At 69.1% G+C, this 22,724-nt stretch carries 21 protein-coding genes; 11 read left to right on the forward strand and 10 right to left on the reverse strand.

Annotated elements, in window-relative coordinates; genetic code table 11:
- Positions 1-6: 6 nt before the first annotated feature.
- On the reverse strand, positions 7-648 hold the full coding sequence (locus O2L01_RS20290) for a flavin reductase family protein (RefSeq protein ID WP_270123858.1): 642 nt from the start codon (positions 646-648) through the stop codon (positions 7-9).
- A gap of 159 nt (positions 649-807) precedes the next feature.
- Here O2L01_RS20290 and O2L01_RS20295 point away from each other — a divergent pair, with 159 nt between their 5' ends.
- On the forward strand, positions 808-1,803 hold the full coding sequence (locus tag O2L01_RS20295; RefSeq protein WP_270123859.1) for a hypothetical protein: 996 nt from the start codon (positions 808-810) through the stop codon (positions 1,801-1,803).
- On the opposite strand, the gene O2L01_RS20300 is transcribed toward O2L01_RS20295, so the two are convergent.
- The gene (locus tag O2L01_RS20300) at positions 1,800-2,540 is read right to left on the reverse strand and encodes a class I SAM-dependent DNA methyltransferase (protein ID WP_270123860.1); all 741 of its coding nucleotides are present in this window, start codon (positions 2,538-2,540) and stop codon (positions 1,800-1,802) included. The two genes, O2L01_RS20295 and O2L01_RS20300, sit on opposite strands and share 4 nt — an antisense overlap.
- Before the next feature lie 191 nt (positions 2,541-2,731).
- Between O2L01_RS20300 and O2L01_RS20305 the strand changes: the two genes are divergently transcribed.
- On the forward strand, positions 2,732-3,256 hold the full coding sequence (locus O2L01_RS20305) for an acyl-CoA thioesterase (RefSeq protein ID WP_270123861.1): 525 nt from the start codon (positions 2,732-2,734) through the stop codon (positions 3,254-3,256).
- Positions 3,257-3,273: 17 nt separating this feature from the next.
- Here O2L01_RS20305 and O2L01_RS20310 read toward each other — a convergent pair whose 3' ends face one another.
- On the reverse strand, positions 3,274-3,570 hold the full coding sequence (locus O2L01_RS20310; RefSeq protein WP_270123862.1) for a hypothetical protein: 297 nt from the start codon (positions 3,568-3,570) through the stop codon (positions 3,274-3,276).
- 160 nt (positions 3,571-3,730) lie between these two features.
- Positions 3,731-4,546, reverse strand: a complete 816-nt coding sequence (locus tag O2L01_RS20315; RefSeq protein ID WP_270123863.1) for a class I SAM-dependent methyltransferase — start codon at positions 4,544-4,546, stop codon at positions 3,731-3,733.
- A 145-nt stretch (positions 4,547-4,691) separates the two neighbouring features.
- Between O2L01_RS20315 and O2L01_RS20320 the strand changes: the two genes are divergently transcribed.
- The gene (locus O2L01_RS20320; RefSeq protein WP_270123864.1) at positions 4,692-4,934 is read left to right on the forward strand and encodes a hypothetical protein; all 243 of its coding nucleotides are present in this window, start codon (positions 4,692-4,694) and stop codon (positions 4,932-4,934) included.
- Here O2L01_RS20320 and O2L01_RS20325 read toward each other — a convergent pair.
- From O2L01_RS20325 to lpdA, 4 genes are all read right to left on the reverse strand, one after another.
- The gene (locus O2L01_RS20325; RefSeq protein ID WP_270123865.1) at positions 4,931-5,917 is read right to left on the reverse strand and encodes a phosphotransferase; all 987 of its coding nucleotides are present in this window, start codon (positions 5,915-5,917) and stop codon (positions 4,931-4,933) included. The two genes, O2L01_RS20320 and O2L01_RS20325, sit on opposite strands and share 4 nt — an antisense overlap.
- Entirely contained in the window at positions 5,914-6,885 is a 972-nt protein-coding gene (locus O2L01_RS20330; RefSeq protein WP_270123866.1) for a phosphotransferase, read from the reverse strand. The genes O2L01_RS20325 and O2L01_RS20330 overlap by 4 nt, the downstream gene beginning before the upstream one ends.
- A gap of 207 nt (positions 6,886-7,092) precedes the next feature.
- A complete protein-coding gene (sucB, locus tag O2L01_RS20335; protein WP_270123867.1) occupies positions 7,093-9,453 on the reverse strand; it encodes a 2-oxoglutarate dehydrogenase, E2 component, dihydrolipoamide succinyltransferase in 2,361 nt (786 codons plus the stop codon).
- 27 nt (positions 9,454-9,480) lie between these two features.
- Complete coding sequence (gene lpdA, locus O2L01_RS20340) at positions 9,481-10,869, reverse strand: dihydrolipoyl dehydrogenase (protein ID WP_270123868.1); 1,389 nt, start codon at positions 10,867-10,869, stop codon at positions 9,481-9,483.
- A gap of 215 nt (positions 10,870-11,084) precedes the next feature.
- On the opposite strand from lpdA, the gene O2L01_RS20345 reads away from it, so the two are divergent.
- Positions 11,085-11,417, forward strand: coding sequence for an oxidoreductase (locus tag O2L01_RS20345; protein WP_270123869.1), 333 nt, complete (start codon positions 11,085-11,087; stop codon positions 11,415-11,417).
- A 125-nt stretch (positions 11,418-11,542) separates the two neighbouring features.
- On the opposite strand, the gene O2L01_RS20350 is transcribed toward O2L01_RS20345, so the two are convergent.
- Positions 11,543-13,003 carry a leucyl aminopeptidase gene (locus O2L01_RS20350; RefSeq protein WP_270123870.1) on the reverse strand — a complete coding sequence of 487 codons (1,461 nt, stop codon included), beginning with the start codon at positions 13,001-13,003 and terminating at the stop codon, positions 11,543-11,545.
- Between the two features lie 75 nt (positions 13,004-13,078).
- Here O2L01_RS20350 and gcvT point away from each other — a divergent pair, with 75 nt between their 5' ends.
- The 6 genes from gcvT (at position 13,079) to O2L01_RS20380 (ending at position 20,758) form a co-directional block, all read left to right on the forward strand.
- Positions 13,079-14,161 (forward strand): glycine cleavage system aminomethyltransferase GcvT, encoded by a 1,083-nt coding sequence (gene gcvT / locus O2L01_RS20355; protein WP_270123871.1) that lies wholly within the window; start codon positions 13,079-13,081, stop codon positions 14,159-14,161.
- Positions 14,162-14,238: 77 nt separating this feature from the next.
- Entirely contained in the window at positions 14,239-15,546 is a 1,308-nt protein-coding gene (locus tag O2L01_RS20360) for a Gfo/Idh/MocA family protein (protein ID WP_270123872.1), read from the forward strand.
- Between the two features lie 9 nt (positions 15,547-15,555).
- The gene (gene uxaC / locus O2L01_RS20365; RefSeq protein ID WP_270123873.1) at positions 15,556-16,989 is read left to right on the forward strand and encodes a glucuronate isomerase; all 1,434 of its coding nucleotides are present in this window, start codon (positions 15,556-15,558) and stop codon (positions 16,987-16,989) included.
- Positions 16,990-18,282 carry an enolase C-terminal domain-like protein gene (locus tag O2L01_RS20370; protein WP_270123874.1) on the forward strand — a complete coding sequence of 431 codons (1,293 nt, stop codon included), beginning with the start codon at positions 16,990-16,992 and terminating at the stop codon, positions 18,280-18,282. It begins immediately after the preceding gene.
- Between the two features lie 11 nt (positions 18,283-18,293).
- Complete coding sequence (locus O2L01_RS20375; protein WP_270123875.1) at positions 18,294-19,643, forward strand: mannitol dehydrogenase family protein; 1,350 nt, start codon at positions 18,294-18,296, stop codon at positions 19,641-19,643.
- Positions 19,640-20,758, forward strand: coding sequence for a Gfo/Idh/MocA family protein (locus O2L01_RS20380; protein ID WP_270123876.1), 1,119 nt, complete (start codon positions 19,640-19,642; stop codon positions 20,756-20,758). The genes O2L01_RS20375 and O2L01_RS20380 overlap by 4 nt, the downstream gene beginning before the upstream one ends.
- 61 nt (positions 20,759-20,819) lie before the next feature.
- On the opposite strand, the gene O2L01_RS20385 is transcribed toward O2L01_RS20380, so the two are convergent.
- On the reverse strand, positions 20,820-21,806 hold the full coding sequence (locus tag O2L01_RS20385) for a pectate lyase family protein (RefSeq protein ID WP_270123877.1): 987 nt from the start codon (positions 21,804-21,806) through the stop codon (positions 20,820-20,822).
- A 268-nt stretch (positions 21,807-22,074) separates the two neighbouring features.
- On the opposite strand from O2L01_RS20385, the gene O2L01_RS20390 reads away from it, so the two are divergent.
- Positions 22,075-22,724, forward strand: a 650-nt coding sequence (locus O2L01_RS20390) for an acetylxylan esterase (protein ID WP_270123878.1), incomplete at its 3' end; no start/stop codon positions are given.

Raw genomic sequence — 22,724 nt, forward strand, 5'->3', positions numbered from 1 at the left:
GCCCGGTCAACTGATCGGAGTCTCCTCCTTACGGAGCCCTTGATGCGGCATCCGCCAGGCCTCCGCCAGCGTCGACGGCCGCAGGTTCTCCGCGCCCCCGAAGTACTCGCAGAACTTCATGATCAGCGGGTCCCAACCCACCGGGTCCACATAGTCCGTCCCTGGCACCAGCAGCCCCTCCTCGATATGCGCCCGCACCACCCGCACCTCGAACGCCGTGGCCGTGCCCGAGAAGTCATGCGCCCGCTCCACCGCGCACTCCAACTGAATCGGACACTCCGCCACCCGCGGCGCCCCGACCACCTCGGACCGCTGCGGCGTCAACCCGGCGGCGGCGAACTTGTCCGCCTCGAACCGGTACCCCTTGGCGACCTTCGTATCCGGCACCGGATCCCGCCCCGTCAACGGCGCCAGCAGGTCCACCGCATCCACCAGCGCCGACGGCACCAGATTGACCACGCACTCCCGCTCCCGCAACAGGTTCTCCGTCGTCTTCGACCGATTCCCCATGCCCAACATCGCCGACTGCCCCAACCACCACGCCGAAGACATCGGCGCCACATTCGCCGACCCATCCCCGTTCCGGCTGCTGATCAACACCACCGGCGTTCCGAAGTACAACACCTTCAGATCCGCTTCAACATGCATGACGCCCTCCAACTGAACCGAGAGCCCCAACTCAACCCGCCCCACCCCCACCCCCGCTGGCCAAAAATCGACCTCGCGCTTCCGGACCCCGGCGAGCGCTCCACGGAACTAGACTGGCCTCTCCGCTTATGAAGGGCCCCAAGGAGGTAGCAACATCCGATGGATGAGGACCAGCATCTGCAGCTCGGCGGCATCTACACCCGCGACGATCTGGAAGCCATCTTCGGCGGCCGCCGTATGAGGGGAATCGCCCGCGCATCGAAGGGCCCGTATGTCCTCCTGTACGCAGACCCCTCGAAAGGCAGGGGGCACGGTTACCACGACAGCTTGGATGCCGAAGAGGACGAGCTTGGAGCACTTGCGTATTACAGCGGTGAAGGTCAACGGTCTCAGGGCACGCAGAAGCTTAGCGATGGGAACAGCGCAATCCTCAACCATCGCGCTGAAGGACGAGACCTGCTGCTTTTCTGGGCGGTTGGTGAAGTCGAAGGTCGCAAACAAAGACGCCACCAGTATGTCGGCAAGTTTGCGGTCGACAAGACCAGGCCGTACTTCCTGCGCGCTGACCATGGCAGCGATGGCGAGCGCGACGTCTACGTCTTCCGGCTACGGCCAGTGGGGGCTATCGCGAAGCCGCCGATCGACTACATGCCGGTGACCATCGAAACGACCTACACGGAGACTCACCCGGGGCCTCTGCTTGATCCAATCGACGAAGCATCAAGCAAGCTGATCGAGCTTGAAAAGAATTCAGCGGGCGAATTCATTCGCAGGGCGACTTCCGAAATGAAGATCGAACGCCGTGAAGGCGCGCTTGTTGACCGTTTTGAAGAATTCCTGGCCAAGAGGCAACACGTCGCCAAGCGGTGGTTCGTCAGCCCTCGCGGTCATCGGCGGGGCTTCCAGACAGACCTGTTCGATGACACCGCGAATGTCCTGTATGAGGCGAAGGGCAAGGCCGATCGAAACTCGGTGAGGATGGCGATCGGGCAGCTCTTCGACTACCGCCGTTCGATCGAACCGTCGCCGTTGTTGGCAATCTTGCTTCCTGAAGCGCCGGAGCCGGATCTTCGCAGCCTCATCGAGTCGGTCGGGATCGCCCTCGTCTACGAAGAGAACGGAGCCTTCGTAGGTTGGCCGGTCGGCGGGAGCTAGGCGGGTTTTTGCCAGGTTGAGATGTGGGTTCTGCTTTCGTGGGTGAAGGGGGTGGCGTGCCAGTCCTGCCAGCGGGTGCGGAGGGTCATGCCGGCGATGCGAGCCATGAGGTCGAGTTCGGCGGGCCAGGTGTAGCGGAAGGGGATGGACTTCTGGCGGGCGGTGCCGTCGTCGTTGAGGGTGATGTAGTTGGAGCTCATCTGCTGGGTGGCGCAGTCGTAGCGGTCGAAGGCGAAGCGGCGGGGGCCGATCGCGTAGGGGACGGCTTCTTGGCCGGGCGGGAGTTCGCGGAGTCTGGGGATGCCGGTTTCGATGACGAAGCAGCCGCCGGGTTCGAGGTGGGCGGCGGCGTTCTCGAAGCAGGCGACTTGGGCGTCCTGGGAGGTGAGGTTGCCGATCGTGTTGAAGACGAGGTAGACCACGCTGAAGGTGCCCTCGGCGCGGGTGGAGGTGATGTCGCCGATGGTGATGGCGATGTCCTGGCCGCCGGGTTTGGCGCGGAGTTGCGCGGTCATGTCGGGTGAGAGGTCGATGCCGCTGACCGGGACGCCTCGGGCGGCGAGGGGGAGGGCGATTCTGCCGGTGCCGGAGGCGAACTCGAGGGCGCGGCCGTTGCCGGCGAGGTCGGCCAGGACGTCGACGACGGGGTCGACCTTTTCCGGTGCGAACATCTCGGCGGAACTCTGGTCGTAGGTGGCCGCCGCGTCGCCGCTGAAGTGGTCCGTGAGCTCGATCATCTTCGGATCGTAACGGCTGCAACAGGCTGCGAGCCGAGCTTTTCTCCGGAGCGGTGCGCACCCGCGGCCGTCGTGGGGGACATGCACGCGTGCTCGATGCCTTCCACGCCGCGGAACGCGGTGAAACTTATGCTACTCTCGGGTAACTTTGTTGGCGGGTAACGATGCCGGTCTGACTTCGGTGGTGCTTGATGAACCTCTACTTTCGGCTGCTCATGCTGTTGCTGCGACTGCGCCGGCGGGGTCCGCTGGCGTTGTGGGATACGGCCGAGACTCCTTTCCGGGTCGTGCCGACGGACCTTGATCCGTTGGGGCACATGACCAACGGCCGGTATCTGACGATCATGGACGTCGGACGGATCGATCTGATGATGCGGTCCGGGTTCTGGTCGAAGATGAAGGCGCAGGGCTGGTACCCGGTCGTGGCCGGGCAGACGATCACGTACCGGAAGTCGTTGCGGCCGTGGCAGTTGTTCGAGCTGCGGACCCGCGTGCTCGGGTTCGACGAGCGGTGGGGGTACATCGAGCAGACCTTCTGCGTCGGGAGCACCGTGTACGCCCAGGCCTTCGTGCGGACCCGGTTCCTCAAGAAGTCCGGGGGATCGGTCGAGCACGACGAGCTGGAGAAGCTCGCGGGCGGCTTCCCGACTGAGCTGCAGGTGCCCGAGTGGCTGCTGCAGTGGACGGCCGCGACCCGCCTCAACAGCGCGAAGTGAGCCGCGGCCGCATCAGGTCAGCGCGCCGGAGGCAGTGCCGGTGGCGGTGCGGGGTCGGGCGGTGAGGGCGGCGCGATCTCGGGTGGGGCCGGGAGTTCCCAGGCGGCGTGGCGGAGCTGGGCCACCAGGTGGTCCGCTGCCGATTCGATGTCCTCGCGGCGGAGCCGGTCGTCCAGGCGGTTCGAGGCGATGCGGGCGAGGATGAGGATGTTGAGCGCGGTCTCGCGGAGCAGGTGGTTGAGTGGGATGCGCTTGCGGGCGCCGGCGAGTGCGGTTATGGAATCGGCGAGGTGCTCGAGTTCGGGTGCGGACATCGGTGCCTCCAGTTGTTGTGCAGTTGTGTCGGGCGAGATCGCCACGTTGCGGAAAGTGTAGAGACAGGCACTGACAGTTTTGCTCGCCAGCGCTGGGCGGGGTTCCGAACAGACTTCGGGGCGGAAGGTAAAAGCCTTCCGCCCCAAGGGTTTGATGAGGTCAGACTCTCGCCAGGATTTCTCCGTGGGGGATCATCAGCCAGCTCTCCGGATTCCTGGCCCAGGCCTTCCATGCCTCGGAGATGGCCTCCAGGTCGGCTTGGGCCGCGTAACCGCCCGCGACGGCCTGCTTCGCGAAGTCCGAGTGCAGCGCCCGGTCGGCCCAGAGTCCGCCCCACCAGTCGCGTTCCTGCTCATTGCTGAACGTCCAGGTCGTCGAGGTGGCCTTGACCGAGGTCTCTTTGAAGCCGGCTCGCAGCGCCCATGCTTTGAGGTGGCGGCCCGCGTCCGGTTCGCCGCCGCCGGCCCTCGCGACCTCCTCGTACAGGTCCAGCCAGTTCGCCAGGCCCTGGGACGCGGGGAACCAGGTGAACGCCCGGTAGTCGCTGTCGCGCACCGCGACGACGCCACCCGGCTTGGTCACCCGTCGCATCTCTCTCAAGGCCTGGACGGGGTCGCCCACATGCTGGAGCATCTGGTGTGCGTGCACCACATCGAAAGTGCCGTCCCCGTACTGCAGCTCGTGCACGTCCGCTACCCCGAAGGTCATGTTCGCCAGGCGGCGGGACTCGGCCTCCTTCGCGGCCTGGTCCACGATGGCCGGCGCGTAGTCCACGGCCGTGACGTGGCCGTCCGGTACGAGCGCGGCGAAGTCGGCCGAGATGGTGCCCGGGCCGCAGCCGATGTCGAGGATCGTGCTGTCCGGTCGCAGTTCCGCCAGCAGGTATGCCGCCGAGTTCTCCGCCGTACGCCAAGCGTGGGAACGCAGGACCGACTCGTGGTGGCCGTGGATGTAGGTCGCAGTCTCTTTCGCCATGGGGAGACCTTATCGAGCGCTGCCTAGAATGTGGGAGCTGTTTCTTGAATAATGGAACGATGATCTTGTGGAGTGTCGCGAACTCGACAGGCGACACGGGATCGGGATGCCCGGCCTTCGTCCCGTTGCCGCCTAACGTGATGCCATGAGGAACCTCCCACTGGAGCGCCGCGTCGAAGCCCACGCCGCGGGTCGTGAAACGGTCCGCGTCGAGACGCGGGCGAGGCTGGTGAGGGCGGTCCTGGCGTTCCTCGACGGGAACGGCGTGCGGGTGAGCGAGGACGAGCGGGCGCGGGTGGCCTCCTGCACCGACGACGCGCTCGTGGAGTCCTGGCTGTTCAAGGCCCCGTTCATCGCGAACGCGGCAGAGCTCTTCGACGAGGACTAGACCCAGCCGCGCCGCTGCGCGAGCCAGTCGGCCGCCGCAGATGCGGCCCAGCGCATGTGGACGTGGATCGCGGGGGAGACGATCGCCCTCGGGGCGTCGTCCCAGCCGTCGAGCAGCGCGCCGGTGATCGCCGCGAGCACGGTGTCGAGTTCGTCGCCGGTGACGCCTTCGGCGGTCGGATGAGTCCAGAAGCGCCGATCCGCGTCATGGCCGTCGCCGTTGGCGACGATCAGCACGTTCACGGTGTCGACCCAAGGCGGCGTGTACCTCGGCTTCGACCAGTCGCAGATCCAGGCGCGGTCGCGACCGAGGACGAAGTTGTCCGGCCGCAGGTCGCCGTGGGTCACCTGGTCGGTGACGAAGATCCGGTCGATGCCGGACTCGATGGCCGCGAGGTCCACCGATCGGCGTTCCAGCTTGGGCGGCAGTGCGATCGGCGCCTTCTCGCCGTTCGCGATCTTCTGGAAGACGCGGAGGTTCTCCGCGGTCTTCGGGCGGATGCCCGCCGCGACGAGTTCCGGCGGGGGCGGATCGAGGGCCGCCGCGGCCACCGCCCAAGCGCTGAGCATGAGGTCGAGCGCTTCCGGCCGCATGGGGAGTCTGAACGGCTCGCCTTGGAGCGCTTCGAATCCCGTGACCGTCCAGTCGTCGACGTCGGCGTGGAAACGGACGGCGGGGGCCGGCACTTCGGGCGGCAGAGCGGCCGTCATGCGGCCTTCGTCCCGGTAGAGGCCGTGGACCTCCGGCGGGTGCGCCCCGGCCGCCTTGACGAACAGCTCGGCCCCCGACGCGGACCGGACGCGGCCCGCGAAACCCGTCGTGAAGCCGCCGCCCGCGACGGTGACGGCGACCGGTTCGCCGCCGAGTTCGACCGCGATGCGGGCGCGCACCGACGCGGGCAGCGACGCGTATGAGGGCCGGATCGCGGTGTCGGCGTAGTCGAGCGGTTCGGCGCCGCGGAACGTGCGCCCGGAGTCCGTCACGTCCACCCTCGGCGCTGGGCGAGCCAGTCGGCCGCGGCGAGGCCGCTCCAGCGCTGGTGGGCGCGGAGGTGCGGGGAGACGTCCGGGATCGGGGGTTCGGCGGACCGGGCCAGGTAGTAGCCGGTGATCGCGGCCAGTCCGGTGTCGAGCTGGTCCGGCGTGACGCCTGCGGCGGTCGGGTGGGCCCAGAAGAGGGCGTCCGCGTCATGGCCGTCGCCGTGGGCCGCGACGAGGAAGCACGCGGTGTCGAACCAGGTCGCGTGGACCTGGACCCAGTTCCAGTCGCAGATCCAGGCCCGGTCGGCGCCGACGATCATGTTGTCCGGGCGCAGGTCGAAGTGCATGACCGAGTCGGCGGCCATGGCCTCGTCGATGCCGCTCTCGATTTCGGCGAGTTCATCGATGCGATTCTGCAGCGCGGGCGGGACCGGGAACGGGTCCGCTTCACCGGCGGCGATACGGGAGAAGAGCCGGAGGTCATCGGCGATGGGGAGGGCGCTCACGCCGAGGTCGAGCAGCGCCTGCGGGGCCGGAGTCAGGGCGGCGGCCGCCTGCGCCCAGGCGTCGAGCATGAGGTCGAGGTCGCGGGGGCTCATCGGGAGGGTCGGGGCGCGGCCGTCGACGGCTTCGAAGCCGAGCACGGTCCAGTCCTCGAAGTCGGCGGCGAATTCGAGGCGCGGGGCCGGGACGCCTTGGGGGAGTGCGGTGTTGACGCGCGCTTCCTGCCGGTAGGCGTCGAGCGCCCAGGACTTGTCCCGGCCGGCGGCCTTGACGAAGAGCTCGGCCCCGGATTCGGCGCGGACGCGGGCGGCGAAGCCGCCGCTGAAGCCGCCGCCGGCCATGCGGATGTCGGCGGGCTCGCCGCCGAGTTCGGCGATGATGCGCTGCTGGACGTACGGCGGGAGGGTCGACCAGGTGGCGCGGACGGCGGTGGCGTCGTAGGGGACCGTGGGTCCGAATCGGGACATGGGAAGAGTGTGGACGGGGAGGGGCTGCGTCGCAACGGGTTTAGGCGTGCGCTGGGGCGGATCCGGGGTCGGTCTTCGCATCGCGCGGCGGGAAGGCGCCCCCGTTCGCAAGCGTCCCATGAGGTTCTGCGGTGACGCGGCGAGCCGCGGGAAGGCGAGCGGCCCCCGCTGCCGTGGTGGGGACGGCGGCGAGGGCCGGGTTCCATTCTAGGCGTTCGCGAGCAAGGAGGGAATGACCACCGGCAGTACATAGCAGCCGATGTCGCCGACGGCGCTGTACGTGAGGGCCCATTTCGCGGTCTGCGCGTCGCGGCACAGGACGACGAGCGCGACCATGCAGCTCAGCGCCCGCTGCGCCTCGGTCATGAACCGCAGCCACGATTCGGCCTGCACGGGGTCGGGTGCGAGGACGGCGTCGAACAGGAGCGCGACGACCCGTTCGCCCGATTTGGAGTAGGAGGCCGCGACGCAGACGCGGAGGCTGTCGGGGAGGGTGATGGTCCTGCGGGAGACGGTGATGGCGTCGTAGTCGGGAAGGTCGGGGCCGTCGGTCCAGTTGTACAGTTCGGTCGCGAATTCGGGGCGGGTCTCCATCAGCATGGCGAGGAGTTCGTTGTACTCGATCGACATTCGAGTTCCTAACTTCCGCGTGGGGTCACAAAAGGTGGGTTGTAGGAACAACGAGGACACGCTTTGCCGGTTACGGGTAGGAGTCGCGCCTTGTTGAGGCCGCCTGCACCTGCAGGAGTGTGGCACTTGCATACGGAAGGGGGGGCGGGGGGGGGTGAGCGGCGGCCCCGCCGGGGCGGCGGGGCCCCCGGACAGGCCCGGGTGGTGTTCGAAGTTGCCCTCTTCGATGCGCTTCGTCACCGCTTCGAGGTAACGGGCCGCGTCGGCGCCGTCGATGAGGCGGTGGTCGTAGCTCAGCGTCAGGTGCATGACCGAGCGCACCGCGATGACCTCGCCCAGTTCCGGGTCGTTGATCACGCGGGGGCGCTTGACGATCGCGGCGGTGCCGAGGATCGCGGACTGCCCGAGCGGGACGATCGGCGTGTCGAACAGCGCGCCCACCGAACCGGTGTTGGTGATGGTGAAGGTGGCGCCGAACAGGTCGTCGGGCGCCAGGCCGCCGTCGCGGGCCTTCTTGGCGATCTCGGCGATCCGCTTGGCCAGGCCCGGGATGTTCAGGTCGCCGGCGTTCTTGACGACCGGGACGATGAGGCCCTTCGGCGTGTCCACCGCGAAGCCCACGTGCTCGGCCTCGGGGTAGGTGATCGTCTTCTCCTCCATGTTCATGGAGGCGTTGACGACCGGGTACTGCTGCAGCGCCTCGATCGCGGCGATCGAGAAGAACGGCAGGAAGGAGAGCTTCACGCCGTGGCGGGCGAGGAACTCGTCCTTCTTGGCCGCGCGGAGCTTCGCCACCTTCGTGACGTCCACTTCGCGCACCGTCGTGAGCTGCGCCGTGGACTGCATCGAGTTCAGGAGCGCCTTGGCGGCGGCCTGACGCAGGCGGCTCATCTTCTCGGTGCGGCCGCGCAGCGGGCTCACCTCGGCCGGGGCCGGGGCGGCCTTCGCCGGCGCGGCGGCGGCCGGAGCGGGCTCCGGGGCCTTCTTCGCGTCGATGACGGCCTGCACGTCCTCCTTGCGGATGCGTCCGCCCACACCGGAACCGGTGACCTCGGAGAGGTCAACGCCGTTCTCGGAGGCGAGCTTGCGCACCAGCGGCGTCACGTAGGAGCCGGACGGCTTCGACGCGGCGGGAGCGGCCGGAGCCGTGACCGGGGCCTGGGCGACCTCGGGCGCGGCCGGGGCCGGAGCGGTCGGCGTGGACTCGGCCTTCGCCGGAGCGGACTGAGCTGATTGACGGCTCGCAGGCGTCGCCGAGGCCGGCTCGGACTTCACAGCCGGGGTCGGCTCGGCGGGGGTCGGCGCCGCGGCGGGCGCGGCGGAACCGGAGCCGATGATCGCCAGCACGGAACCGACCTCGGTGGTCTCGTCCTCGGCGACCCGGATCTCCAGCAGCGTCCCCGCGGCGGGGGACGGGATCTCAGTGTCGACCTTGTCGGTCGAGATCTCCAGCAGCGGCTCGTCCACCTCGACGGTGTCGCCGACGGCCTTGAGCCACGACGTCACGGTGCCTTCGGTGACCGACTCGCCCAGTTCGGGGAGCACGACCTCGGTCCCCTCCACGGCACCCGGAGCGGGGGCGGCGGGGGCTTCAGCGGCGGGGGCCGGGGCCGGGGCCTCGGTCTTCGCCTCGGGCTCGGGCTCGGGCAGCGGCTCCTGGGCCGGGGCCGGGGCGGCCGGGGCGTCCCCGGAGGCCTCGGACGGGTCGCCGATGATCGCCAGCTCGCCGCCGACCTCGACATCCGTGTCCTCGGGGACCACGATCTTCAGCAGCACACCGGCGACCGGCGAAGGCACCTCGGTGTCGACCTTGTCGGTCGACACTTCGAGCAGCGGCTCGTCGACCTCGACGGTGTCGCCTTCCTTCTTGAGCCACTGGGTGACAGTCCCCTCGGTGACCGACTCACCGAGAGCGGGCATCGTTACCGATGTCGGCATCGTTCGTTCAACTCCTGCGGTTGTGGATTAGTCGTGGGCGTGCAGCGGCTTGCCGGCCAGCAGCATCGCCGCTTCGCCGATCGCCTCGTTCTGGGTGGGGTGCATGTGGATGAGGTTGGCGACGTCCGTCGCGTAGGCCTCCCAGTTGTAGATCAGCTCGGCTTCGCCGATCTGCTCGGAGATGCGCGCGCCGACCATGTGGACGCCGACGATCGGGCCGTCCTCGACCGCCACGAGCTTGATGAAGCCCTGGGTCTTGAGGATGTTCGACTTGCCGTTGCCCGCGAGGTTGTAGTTGACCGACTTGATCTTGTCGGCCCCGTACTTCTCCTTCGCCTTGTCCTCGTTGAGGCCCATGGAGGCCACCTCGGGCTCGGTGAAGGTGACGCGCGGGATGCCGGTCTCGTCGATCGGGTTCGGGTTGAGGCCGGCGATGTGCTCGGCCACGAAGATGCCCTGCAGGAAGCCGCGGTGCGCGAGCTGGATGCCGGGGACGATGTCGCCGACGGCGTAGACGCCGGGGACGCTGGTCTGCAGGTGCTCGTTCACCGGGACGAAGCCGCGGTCGAGCGTGATGCCCTGCTCCTCGTAGCCGATGTTCGCGGTGACCGGGCCGCGGCCGACGGCCACGAGCACGATGTCGCCCTCGACGACGGTGCCGCCCTGGATCGTGACCTGCACGCCGGTGGCGGTCTTCTCGACCTTCTCGAAGAACTTGCCGGTGTGGAACTTGATGCCGCGCTTGCGGAACGCCCGCTCGAGCTGCTTCGACGAGTCGGCGTCCTCGGCCGCGATGAGGCGGGGGAGGCCTTCGATGATCTCGACCTCGACGCCCAGGGACTTCCAGGCGGAGGCGAATTCGACGCCGATGACGCCGCCGCCGATGACGATGGCCTTGTTCGGCAGCTCGGTGAGCTCGAGCGCGTGCTCGGAGGCGATGATCTTCTCGCCGTCGATCTCAAGGCCCGGAAGGGTCTTGGAGTACGAGCCGGTGGCGAGGATGATGTTCTTGCCGGTGACGGTCTGGCCGTTGTCGACCTCGATCGTGTTCGGGCCGACGAGCTTGCCGGTGCCCTGGATGAACTCGACCTTGTGGGCCTTGACCAGGCCCTGGAGGCCCTTGTACAGCTTCGAGACGACGTCGTCCTTGTACTTCTTGACCGCCGGCATGTCGACGCCCTTGAACTCGGCCAGGATGCCGAACTGCTCGGACTCGCGGGCGGTGTCGGCGACCTCGCCGGCGTGGAGCAGCGCCTTGGTGGGGATGCAGCCGCGGTGCAGACAGGTGCCGCCGACCTTGTCCTTCTCGATCAGGGCCACCGACAGCCCCAGCTCGGCCGCCCGGAAGGCCGCGGCGTAGCCGCCGCTGCCGCCGCCCAGGATGACGACGTCGTATCCTGCGTTCGGGTCGCTCATTGCTCTCCCCACTTAACGATGCTTAGGTTCGGAGCCCATCCTTCCACCGGCGGCGACTCGTGATCGTCCAGACCCGGTGGTTGGAGTGTGCAACACCATTCAACCGCTTGCTGTGAGCATTCGGAAAGTCCCCTTCGTGTGCGGCTGGACACAGGTGTCCTAGCGCATGTGTACGCTTGGAAATCACGCCTCGAGTGGTGCTGGAGGATTAGGCCGTGGGCTTGTTCGGACGCAAGAAGAAACAGGGCAAGGGAACGCTGGACCGAGCCTCTGACAACGCTGACCAGCGGCATCTCATCGACTTCATCAAGACGCGGGTCGGCGTCGAGGCCTACCTCGAGCCGAAGACCACCGTCACCGAGACGACGGTCATGCTCATCGCGCACGACGGCGAGTGGACGCGACGCCGCGTCGACGGCCCGGCGGGCGCGTTCGCCCTGGGCCGCAAGTACAACACCCCCGTGTACGAGGTCGCGAAGACCGGATATCCGCAGCGTAAGCGCGATTACGACGCCCGCCGCAAGCTCGAGCAGCAGCGCCGTTCCTAGCGGTTTCCGCCCCCGGAAAGACAACGATTGCGCAATATTCACCGCACCGTCCCGCCACTTGGTGGTGAGGGCGAACGGACGCGAAAGGGCCCGGCATTCGCCGGGCCCTCGCTCACACCACTTGATTACTCCGCGGCGAACTCCTCGAGCAGCGCCACGAGCGTGCGCACCGGGAAGCCGGTGGCGCCCTTCGCGATGTACCCGTACGTCGAGTCCGAGTCGGCCGGGCCCGCGATGTCGAGGTGCGCCCACGGCAGCTCCTCGGGCACGAACTTGGACAGGAAGATCCCGCCCTGGACCATGTGCCCGTCGCGCTTCAGGCCGGTCGCGCACTGCGAGACGTCCGCGATCGGGGACTCCATGAGCTTCACGATGTCCTCGGGGAACGGCATCGGCCAGCCGTGCTCGCCGGTGACCTCGCCGAGGCGGCGCAGCCGCTCGGTCTCCGAGTCGGTCCCCATGAGGCCCATGGTGCGCCGGCCGAGGGCGATGAGCTGCCCGCCGGTGAGCGTCGCCACATCGTAGAGCGCGTCGGGCTCGTCCTCGAGGGCGCGCGAGATCGCGTCCGCGAGCACGAGCCGCCCCTCGGCGTCGGTGTTGAGCACCTCCACGGTCATGCCGTTGCGGATGGTGATCACATCGGACGGGCGGAACGAGGAGCCGGAGAGCATGTTCTCGGCCAGCGCCACCGTGCACGTCACGTTGACGTTCAGGCCGAGCTTCGCGGCGGCGAGGGTCGCGCCGACGACGGCCGCGGCTCCGGCCATGTCGCCCTTCATGTCCCACATGCCGGCGCCGGGCTTGATGTTGATGCCGCCGGAGTCGAAGGTGATGCCCTTGCCGACGAGCGCGACGTGCTTGGTCGCTCCCTCGGGCCGGTAGGAGAGGCGCACGAGGCGCGGTTCGGCGGAGGAGCCGCCGCCGACGGCGAGGACGCCGCCGTAACCGCCTTCGGAGAGTGCTTCGGCGTTCAGGATCTCGACCTCGAGGCCGGCCGCGGCGGCGGCCTGCTCGATCTCGATCGCGAACGTGGGCGGGCGCAGGAGGTTGGCGGGGGCGTCGGCCCAGTCCTTGACGAGAGCGACGCTCTCGGCGAGCACGGTCGCCTTGGTGACGGCGGTCTCGTTCGCGCCGTAGACGCGGATCTCGGCGGGGGCGTCGTCGCCGTTGCCGTCGGTCTTGTACCCCTCGAACCGGTAGGCGGCGAGGGCGGCGCCGACGGCGGTGGCCTCGGGGTCGCCTTCGAACGCGATGGCCGCGCTGGCCTTGCCGAAGGCGGCGCGGACGGCGGTGCCGGCGGCGCGGCGGAGGGTCTCGTCGTCGAGGTCGTCGGCGTCGCCGAGGCCCACGGCGTAGACGAGCTTGGCGGCGAGGCCCGCGGGGGCGGGGAGGCGGGTGAGGGAGGAGGCCCCGCCGGTGTTGCCGAGGACCGCCAACTGCTCGGCGAGGCGTCCGCCGAAGGCGGCGTCGACGCCCGCGAGGCTCTCGGGGAGCGCGGGGGCGTCCTCGCCGGAGAAGACGCCGACGACGAGCACTTCGGCGTCAGCCGTGGCGATGTCGCCGGAGGCGGAGATCAGAGCTGTCACGATCCATCCTTAGCTGTTCTGGGGACCAAATGCTCCGATCCTAATCACTGAGACGGGGGAGATAGTCTCTGTGCCATGTCGGAGACACTGCTCACCTCGCCCCTGCACGAACGCCACCTGGTCCACGGCGCGAAGTTCGCCGAGTTCGCGGGTTGGAACATGCCGCTCCAGTACGCGAGCGGGGTCCTCGCCGAGCACCAGGCGGTGCGCACCGGCGTGGGCGCGTTCGACGTCTCGCACCTCGGCAAGGTCTGGGTCACCGGGCCGGGCGCGGCGGCGTTCGTGAACCGCTGCCTGGCCAACGACCTCGACCGGATCGGGCCGGGCGGGGCGCAGTACACGCTGTGCCTGGACGAGAGCGGGGGCGTGGTCGACGACCTCATCGCGTACCGGTTCTCGGACGACGAGGTCTTCCTGATCCCCAACGCCGCCAACACCGCCGAGGTCGCGCGCCGCCTGACCGAGGCCGCCCCCGAGGGGATCGAGGTGCGGAACGTACACCGCGGGTTCGCGGTGATCGCGGTGCAGGGCCCGGAGTCGCCGCGGATCCTCGAGTACCTGGGCCTGCCGCACGACCACGAGTACATGACCTTCCGCGAGCACCTGGTGGACACCGCGGACGTGATCGTCTGCCGCTCGGGCTACACGGGCGAGACCGGTTTCGAGCTGGTGGTGCCGAACGAGGCGGCCGTGGACCTGTGGGACGGGATCCTCGTGGCGGGCGCGGTCCCGTGCGGGCTCGGCGCGCGCGACACGCTGCGCCTGGAGATGGGTTACCCGCTGCACGGCCAGGACCTGAGCCTGGAGATCACGCCGGTGCAGGCGCGCCTGAACTGGGCGATCGGCTGGGACAAGCCGGAGTTCTGGGGCAAGGAGGCGCTCGAGGCCGAGCGCGCCGCGGGCCCGAAGCGGCGGCTGTGGGGCCTGGAGGCCACCGGCAAGGGGGTGCCGCGCGCGCACATGGCCGTGATGGACGGCGACGACACAGTGGGGGAGACCACATCGGGCACGCACGCGCCGACGCTGAAGAAGGGCGTCGCGCTGGCCCTGCTCGACGCGTCGTACAAGCCGGGCGCCGAGCTTGAGCTCGATGTGCGTGGCCGCCGGTTGCCAATTCGAGTCGTCAAGCCGCCCTTCACGAAAGCCACGCCGAAGTAAGCCCAGCGAGACCCGGCTCTTGATTGCGGCAAGTTTCTCCGATAGCGTTTACCAAAACTCGCCGACGAAGGAGTCACATGCCTGGCACGCCGCATCGCTATGCCCTCGTGGGGACCGGCTCACGCGCCACGATGTACCGCAAGGCCATCACCGAGCGGAGTGACAAAGCCCGCCTCGTCGCCCTCGCGGACACCAACCCCAAGCGCATCGCCCGCCACCGCGAAGCCATCGAGGCGGCGGGCCTGCCCGCCCCCGCCGCGTACGCCGCGGCCGACTTCGACAAGCTCCTCGCCGAGACCGACCCGGACACCGTCATCGTCACCTCGGTCGACGCCACCCATCACGAGTACATCCTCGCCGCGCTCGCCGCCGACAAGGACGTCATCTGCGAGAAGCCGCTGACGACCACCGGTGAGCACGCCGCCGCGATCCTCGCAGCCGAGGCGCGGTCGAAGGGCACGGTCCACGTCACCTTCAACTACCGCTACAATCCGCTGCACGAGAAGGTCGCCGAGCTCCTGCGCGACGGCGCGATCGGAGAGATCACCTCCGTCGGCTTCGACTGGCTGCTCGACACCCGCCACGGCGCCGACTACTTCCGCCGCTGGCACCGCGAGTCCGAGAACTCCGGCGGCCTCCTCGTCCACAAGTCCGGCCACCACTTCGACCTCGTCAACTGGTGGCTCGACGCGGCCCCCGTGCGCGCCTTCGCGAAAGGCAAGCTCGCGTTCTACGGCGAGAACGGCAAGCGCACCGGCCACGACCGCGGCTACGCCCGCGTCCACGGCTCCGCGCTCGCCTCGGACGACCCCTTCGCGCTCCACATGGCCGACAACCCTGGCCTCAAGGAGATGTACCTCGACGCGGAGGACGAGGACGGCTACATCCGCGACCAGTCCGTGTTCGCCCCCGGCATCACCATCTACGACGACATGATGGCCCTCGTCGACTACGACTCCGGCGTCACGCTCTCCTACCGGCTCACCGCCTACTCCCCTTGGGAGGGCTACCGGGTGCACTTCAACGGCACCCAGGGCCGCCTGGAACTCCTCGTCGTCGAGAACGACCACGTCAACCCGGCCCTCAAGGGCCCCAACGGCGCCAGCCTGCACGGCACGGACGCATCCCCCGAAGAGGGCTGGTACGAGCTGACCCTCCACCCCTTCTGGACCAAGCCCGCCAAGATCGACCTCGGCGACTACCAGCGCGCCGGGCACGGCGGCGGCGACGTGCGGATGCTCGGCGTCCTCTTCGACGGCGACACCGACCCGCACGACCGCTCCGCGAACGCGCAGGACGGCGTGAACGCCCTCGCCGCCGGCCTCGCCGCGAACGCCTCCATCGCCACCGGCCAGCCGGTCGACGTCGCCGACCTCCTGAAGTAGGACACCTCAATGACTCTGCACCCCGACCGGCTGTTCCCAGCCGACGAGCGCACGCGCGCCATCGCCAGGGAACTCCACCAGCGCACCGCGGACCTGCCGCTGGTCAGCCCCCACGGGCACGTCGACCCCCGCCTGATGTCGGAGAACCGGCCGTTCCCCGACCCCGCCCGCCTCTTCGTCGTCCCCGACCACTACCTGACCCGGATGCTCTACAGCCAGGGCGTGACCCCCGGCGAGATGGGCGTCCCCTCCGTCGACGACGAACCGTCCGAAGTCGACGGACGCGCGATCTGGCGCCGCTTCGCCGAGCACTACCGCCTCTTCCGCGGCACCCCTTCGAAGATGTGGCTCGACTACACCTTCGCGGAGGTCTTCGGGATCTACAAGGAGCTCGGCCCCGACACCGCCGACGAGTTCTACGACCACCTCTCCGCGCGCCTCGCCGAACCGGCCTACCGGCCCCGGGCCCTGTTCGACCGCTTCAACATCGAAGTGCTCGCCACCACCGAGTCCCCGGTGGACTCGCTGGAGCCGCACGCCGCGCTGGCCGCGATGCCCGCCACCGGCGGCCGCACGTGGGGCGGCAAGGGCGGCAAGGTCGTCACCACGTTCCGCCCGGACAACATGGTCGAACCCGGCTGGCCCGGCTGGCTCGAGCGCGTCGAGCGCCTGGCCGAGATCACCGGCGAGGACACGTCCACCTTCGACGGCTTCCTCGCCGCGCTCCGCCGGCGCCGCCAGGACTTCATCGCCGCCGGAGCGACCTGCACCGACCACGGCAACCTCACGGCCGCAACGGAAGACGACCCGAAGGCCGCCGCCGAGATCTACGCCAAGGCCCTCAAGGGCGAGGCGGCAGAGACCGAGATCCTGCGCTTCCCGGCGCTCATGCTCACCGAGTTCGCGCGCATGAGCGTCGAGGACGGCCTGGTCATGCAGCTCCACCCGGGCGCCAACCGCAACCACAACCAGTGGCTCTACGAAGGCTGGGGCCGCGACGTGGGCGGCGACATCCCGCACGCCACCGAGTACACGCGCGCGCTCAAACCGCTCCTGGACGCGTTCGGCAACCACCCGCGCTTCCGCATCGTCCTGTACACGTTGGACGAGACCGTGTTCAGCCGCGAGCTCGCCCCGCTCGCCGGCGGCTACTCGGCGGTGTTCCTCGGCGCGCCCTGGTGGTTCCTCGACTCCCCGGAAGGCATGCGCCGCTTCAGAGAAGCCGTGCACGAGACCGCCGGGTTCTACAACACCGCCGGGTTCGTGGACGACACCCGCGCGTTCTGCTCGATCCCCGCCCGCCACGACGTGGCCCGCCGCATCGACGCCGCCTACCTGGCGCGCCTCGTCGCCGAGCACCGCATGACCGAGCAGGAAGCCGCCGAGGTCGCGATCGACCTCGCCTACCACCAGCCCCGCAAGATCTACGGATTGGACAGCTAAGTGACCCGCATCGAACGACTCGAAGTCCACGACGTGCGGTTCCCGACCGCGACCGCCGGCGACGGCTCCGACTCGATCAACCGCGCCGACTACTCGGCGTGCTACGTCGAGCTGTTCACCGACGGCGGCCCCACCGGCACCGGCTTCACCTTCACCGGCGGCCGCGGCACCGAGATCGTCGCCGCCGCCGTCAAGGCCTTCGCCCACCTCGTCGTCGGCAAGACCGTCGAAGCGATCTTCGCCAATCCGGTCGAGTTCTCCCGCTCGATCATCCAGGAACCGCAGATCCGCTGGCTCGGCCCCGAGAAGGGCGCCACCCACATGGCCGTCGGCGCCATCGTCAACGCCGTGTGGGACCTCCGCGCCAAGCTCGAAGGCAAGCCCATGTGGCAGCTCCTCGCCGAGATGGACTCCGCCGAACTCGCCGCCCAGATCGACTACCGGCACATCGAGGACGAGCTCACCCCCGCCGAGGCCGAAGCGATCCTCGACGAAGGCCGCAACGGCTACGAGGACCGCCTCAAGGTCCTCCAGAACGACGGCTTCCCCGCGTACACCACCTCCGTCGGCTGGCTCGGCTACTCCGACGACAAGGTCCGCGCCCTCACCGAACAGGCCGTCGCCGAAGGCTGGACCGCCGCCAAGATGAAAGTCGGCTCGCCCGACGTCGCCGACGACGTGCGCCGCGCCGGCATCATCCGCGACGTCCTCGGCCCCGACCGCAAGCTCATGATGGACGCCAACCAGATCTGGTCCGTCCCCGAGGCCATCGCCAACATGCGGCAGCTCGCCGCCTTCGACCCGTACTGGATCGAGGAGCCCACCCACCCCGACGACATCCTCGGCCACGCCAAGATCGCCAAGGCCGTCGCCCCCATCCGCGTCGCCACCGGCGAGGTCGCCGCCAACCGCGTCATCTTCAAGCAGCTCCTCCAGGCCGAGGCCATCCAGGTCTGCCAGATCGACGCCTGCCGCGTCGCCGGCATCCCCGAAGTCCTCGCCACCCTCCTCATGGCCGCCAAGCACGGCGTCGACGTCTGCCCCCACTCCGGCGGCGTGGGCCTCTGCGAATACGTGCAGCACCTCGGCATGTTCGAATACCTTCGAGTGGGGAAGACCCTGGAGGGCCGCATGATCGAGTACGTCGACCACCTGCACGAGCACTACACCGACCCGGTCACCGTGGTGGACGGCCGCTACCGGCTGCCCACCCAGCCCGGATACTCCGTGACGCTCAAGGACGAGTCCATCGCCGAGTTCTCGTTCCCGAACGGGCCCGCATGGAACGCCTAAGCAATTCGGTCTTGAAGCGGCTCCCCGGGGACGTGCGCGTCCCCGGGGACCGCCCCCAGACCGCCGGCGTCCTCCACCTCGGCGCGGGCGCCTTCCACCGCGCCCACCAGGCCGTCTACACCGACGACACCGACTGGGGCATCACCGTCGCCGCGCCGAACTCGCGCGGCGTCATCGACGCCCTCGCCGAACAGGACGGCCTCTTCTCCGTCGCCACCCTCGGCCCTGAGGGCGCTTCGATGCGCGTCATCGGCTCGATCGTGGACACCGTCCACATCGCCTCCGAACGCGACCGCGCCATCGACCTCGTCGCCGCCGAGACCACCCACGTCGTCACCCTCACCGTCACCGAGAAGGCCTACCGCGACGCCCAGGGCGTCCCCGGCCTCCTCGCCGCCGGACTCGCCAAGCGCGCCGCCCGAGGCGGCCCGCCCCTCACCGTCCTGTGCTGCGACAACCTGCCCGACAACGGCAAGACCACCAGGGCCGCCGTCGAACCCCTCCTCGACAGCGCCTCCAAAAACGGTGCCACCCGCGCCTGGGTCGAGGCGAACGTCACCTTCCCGTCCTCCATGGTCGACCGGATCGTCCCCGCCTCCACCCAGGCCACCTACGAACGCGCCCTAAGCGAACTCGGGGTCACCGACCTCGCCGCCGTCGAAGCCGAACCGTTCACCCAATGGGTCATCGAAGACGACTTCGCCGGGCCCCGCCCCGCCTGGGACGCCACCTACACCCACGACGTCGCCGGCTGGGAGCGCTTGAAACTCCGCACCCTCAACGGCGTCCACTCCACCCTCGCCTACCTCGGCGCCCTCGCCGACGTCGAGACGATCACCGAATCCCTCGCCCTCCCCGGCGCCGAGGCGTTCGCCCGCTGGCTCATCGCCGAGCAGATCGCGCCCAGCCTCACCCCGCCCGACGGGCAGGACACCATCGCCTACGGCGAGAACGTCCTCGAGCGCTTCGCCAACCCCGGCATCCGGCACCGGTGCCTCCAGATCGCCATGGACGGCTCCCAGAAACTCCCGCAGCGGCTCTTCGCCACCATCGCCGACCTCGCCGAGGCACACGTGGACCTCGACCTGATCGCGCTCCCGCTCGCCGCCTGGACCCGCTTCTGCGCCGGCAAGAGCGACAACGGCACCGAACTGCCGCTCGACGACCCGCTCAAGGACGCCATCCGCCAGAGCCTCGCGGCCGCCGGGGCCAACCCCGCCGCCCGCATTGACGCTATCCTCGGTCTCCACCAGATCGTCCCCGAAACCGTCGCCGACAACCACCAGCTACGCCGGGCCGCCGCAAAATGGCTGCGCGAACTCGACCGGCACGGCGTCGCCACCACCCTGGAGCACCTGTGACCGAGACCCGCACGCCCCGCATCGCCCTCGTCGGCGCCAACGGATACGGCCTGCACCACCGCCACAACCTCGAGCCCCGCCGCCGCAGCGGCGAACTCGACTTCGTCGCCCTCTGCGACACCGCCGAGATCTACGAGGACGCCGACATCCCCGTCGGCGACCTCCCCGTCTTCGACGACTACCGCGCCATGCTCGACGCCACCGACCCCGACGTCGTCATCATCGCCACCCCGCCCCCCACCCACCTGCCCATCGCCAGCGCCGCGATGCGCCACGGCGCCGACGTCTACCTCGAGAAGCCGCCCGTCGCCAACCTCGCCGAATACGCCGACCTCTACGACGTCATGACCGAGACCGGCCGCAACGTCCAAGTCGGCTTCCAGGCCCTCGGCTCCCACGCGTTCAACGCCCTCCGCGACGCCATCGAAGCCGGGCGGCTCGGCGAGGTCGAGTCCGTCGCCGTCGCCGGCTCCTGGCGCCGACCCGACTCCTACTACCGCCGCTCCCCTTGGGCCGGAAAGCGAGAGGCCAACGGCACCCTCATCGCCGACGGCGCGCTCGCCAACCCCTTCGCGCACGCCTCCCAGGAGGCCATCGCGCTCGCCGGGGACTGGCCCCTCGACGGTGCCATCGAACTCGAGCGCCTGCGCACCCGCGAGAACATCGAAGTCGACGACACCGCCGTCTGGCGCGCCACGAACAAGAACGGCGTCGCGATCACCGTCGCCGTGACCCTCTGCGGCGACAAGAAGCTCGAAGGCGACGTGTACGTGCGCGGCACCGAGGGCGAGGCCTGGTTCGAGTACCCGACCGACCGCCTCCTCCTCCCCGGCGAGTCCGAGCCGAAGCACTACGGCCGCACCGACCTCCTCGACAACCTGCTCGCCCACCGCAACAAGGGCGTCGGCCTCATCTCCGGCCTCCGCCGTGCGAAGACCTTCACCGGCGTCCTCGAACGCGTCCTCAACGACCCGATCCCGCGCCTCGTCGACGCCGAGCACCTCGAACGCGTCGGCGACGACCCGGTGACCATCCTCAAGGGCGCCGACAAGGCCGTCGAGGACGCCGCCAAGCAGGGCAAGCTCTTCAGCGAACTCGGCCTCCCCTGGGCCTAGACGCGAACAAGGCGGCCCCGATCCGAGGACCGGGGCCGCCTCCGTGTTCAGCTGCCGCCCGTCAGGCCGCGCCCGCGCTCGCGGTCACGATCGACTTGACGTTCGAGGGCGTGTCGAGCGAGTAGCCGTAGGGGACGCCCGCGACCGATCCGCTCGACGCCGGGGTGCTGGTGTTCACCAGGTGGTTGTTGCGGGAGAGGATCCGGCCGGGATCTGAGTCGCCCTCGCCGATGTGGACGGCGTCGTTCGCGTTCTCGAGGTAGTTCCCCTCGAACAGGACGCCCGCGTTCATCGTGGTGGCGACGCAGTACGCGCCGATGTTGACGTAGTAGTTGCTGTAGACGTGCACCGTGGACCCGAAGCGCACGCGCGGCGTGCGCTGGTTGGTGCCGTTGAACCAGTTGTGGTGGTAGCTCACCCGCAGGTGGCCGATGTCCTGGCTGCCGTTGTCGTCGGAGTGGCCGAGGAGCATGGTCTTGTCGGTGCCGTTGAAGCGGTTCCAGGACACCGTGATGTAGTCCGAGCCGCGCTTGATGTCGAGCGCGCCGTCGTAGCCGGTGCCGAAGGTGTTGTTGTCGAACCAGAGGTTCGTGGAGGCGTCCTGGACGTTGATGGCGTCGTCGGACCAGTTGTTGAACCGCATGTTCTGGACGATGACGTTGCGGTCGGAGTCGAAGTTGAGCCCGCCGCCGGTGAAGGTCGCGCCCGAGTTGCCGATGATGGAGGTGTTCGATCCGACGTTGACCATGCCGGACAAGGCGATCGTGCCGCTGACGCGGACGATCTTGGCGCTGCTGCTAGACACGGCCGAGACGAACGCCGAGGCCGTGGTGACGGTGGTGGTGGGGCCGCCGGCGCCGCCGGTCGTGCCGCCGTTCATGGTCGCGTAGCCCTGGAGGCCGGTCTGCTGGACTTGCACCTGGGCGGCGTTCCGGGAGTCGCCCGTGCGGAGTTCGTGGGCCTGCGCCGGGCTGAAGGAGGCGAGGGAGACGGTGGCCAGCACCGTCGCCGTCACGAGCCCGAGGGCCCGTCTGGTGATCGTCGACATTGACGAGGTCCTTTCATGAGTGGGAGGCACGGCGTCGATCGATTGCCAAGATCGACGTATTGACGTGTCTCGATATAAGACGGTAAGCCCGATCGGACAGCGTTTGCAAGACTTTGGCCGGAAATAGAAAGCAACGGGACCGGCGATGCCTCCCCGGCCCCGTCTGACGGGTGGTGCGGAGCGGGACCAGCGGGCTCCCGCACCCCGCCCGGTCTCAGGGCAAGCGGTTGCGATTGCGTAGTTCGTTTAGTCGTGCTACAAACTCCCCATGGCTCTTTTCGACCTTCCCCTTGAACAGCTCCGCGAATACCGCCCCGACGTGCCCGAACCGGCCGACTTCGACGAGTTCTGGAAGTCCACGCTCACCGACGCGGCCGCCCACGACCTCGACGTCCGGCTCGAACCGTTCGCGACCGACCTGGTGACCCTCGACGTCACCGATGTGGTCTTCGCCGGCTGGGGCGGCCACCCCATCAAGGCCTGGCTGGTCAAGCCCAAGAACATCGAAGGGCCCCTGCCCTGCGTCGTCGAGTTCATCGGCTACTCCGGCGGCCGCTCCTACGCGTGGTCCCACACCACGTACCCCGCCGCCGGCTGGGCCCACCTCGTCATGGACACCCGCGGCCAGGGCTTCGGCAACTGGCAGCCCGGCGACACCGGCGACCCCTACGGCACCACCGGACCCACCAACAAGGGCTGGATGACCCAGGGCCTCGAAGACCCCGAGCACTACTACTACCGCCGCGTCTTCACCGACGCCTACCGCGCGGTCGACGTCGCCAAGGGCCTCGACGGGATCGACCCCGACCGGATCGTCGTCGCCGGCGGCAGCCAGGGCGGCGGCATCGCGCAGGCCGTCGGCGGCCTGCGCGACGACCGCGCCGGCGCGATGGTCGACGGGCCGTTCCGGACCTACGT

Origin of the sequence: Glycomyces lechevalierae (assembly GCF_027622945.1) — a bacterium.
GTDB lineage: Bacteria > Actinomycetota > Actinomycetes > Mycobacteriales > Micromonosporaceae > Glycomyces > Glycomyces rutgersensis.

Bases quoted from the DNA above. Each gene is read 5' to 3' on its own strand.
- O2L01_RS20290 (WP_270123858.1), bottom strand. From the start codon at position 648: ATGCATGTTGAAGCGGATCTGAAGGTGTTGTACTTCGGAACGCCGGTG.
- O2L01_RS20295 (WP_270123859.1), top strand. From the start codon at position 808: ATGGATGAGGACCAGCATCTGCAGCTCGGCGGCATCTACACCCGCGAC.
- O2L01_RS20300 (WP_270123860.1), bottom strand. From the start codon at position 2,540: ATGATCGAGCTCACGGACCACTTCAGCGGCGACGCGGCGGCCACCTAC.
- O2L01_RS20305 (WP_270123861.1), top strand. From the start codon at position 2,732: ATGAACCTCTACTTTCGGCTGCTCATGCTGTTGCTGCGACTGCGCCGG.
- O2L01_RS20310 (WP_270123862.1), bottom strand. From the start codon at position 3,570: ATGTCCGCACCCGAACTCGAGCACCTCGCCGATTCCATAACCGCACTC.
- O2L01_RS20315 (WP_270123863.1), bottom strand. From the start codon at position 4,546: ATGGCGAAAGAGACTGCGACCTACATCCACGGCCACCACGAGTCGGTC.
- O2L01_RS20320 (WP_270123864.1), top strand. From the start codon at position 4,692: ATGAGGAACCTCCCACTGGAGCGCCGCGTCGAAGCCCACGCCGCGGGT.
- O2L01_RS20330 (WP_270123866.1), bottom strand. From the start codon at position 6,885: ATGTCCCGATTCGGACCCACGGTCCCCTACGACGCCACCGCCGTCCGC.
- sucB (WP_270123867.1), bottom strand. From the start codon at position 9,453: ATGCCGACATCGGTAACGATGCCCGCTCTCGGTGAGTCGGTCACCGAG.
- lpdA (WP_270123868.1), bottom strand. From the start codon at position 10,869: ATGAGCGACCCGAACGCAGGATACGACGTCGTCATCCTGGGCGGCGGC.
- gcvT (WP_270123871.1), top strand. From the start codon at position 13,079: ATGTCGGAGACACTGCTCACCTCGCCCCTGCACGAACGCCACCTGGTC.
- O2L01_RS20360 (WP_270123872.1), top strand. From the start codon at position 14,239: ATGCCTGGCACGCCGCATCGCTATGCCCTCGTGGGGACCGGCTCACGC.
- uxaC (WP_270123873.1), top strand. From the start codon at position 15,556: ATGACTCTGCACCCCGACCGGCTGTTCCCAGCCGACGAGCGCACGCGC.
- O2L01_RS20385 (WP_270123877.1), bottom strand. From the start codon at position 21,806: ATGTCGACGATCACCAGACGGGCCCTCGGGCTCGTGACGGCGACGGTG.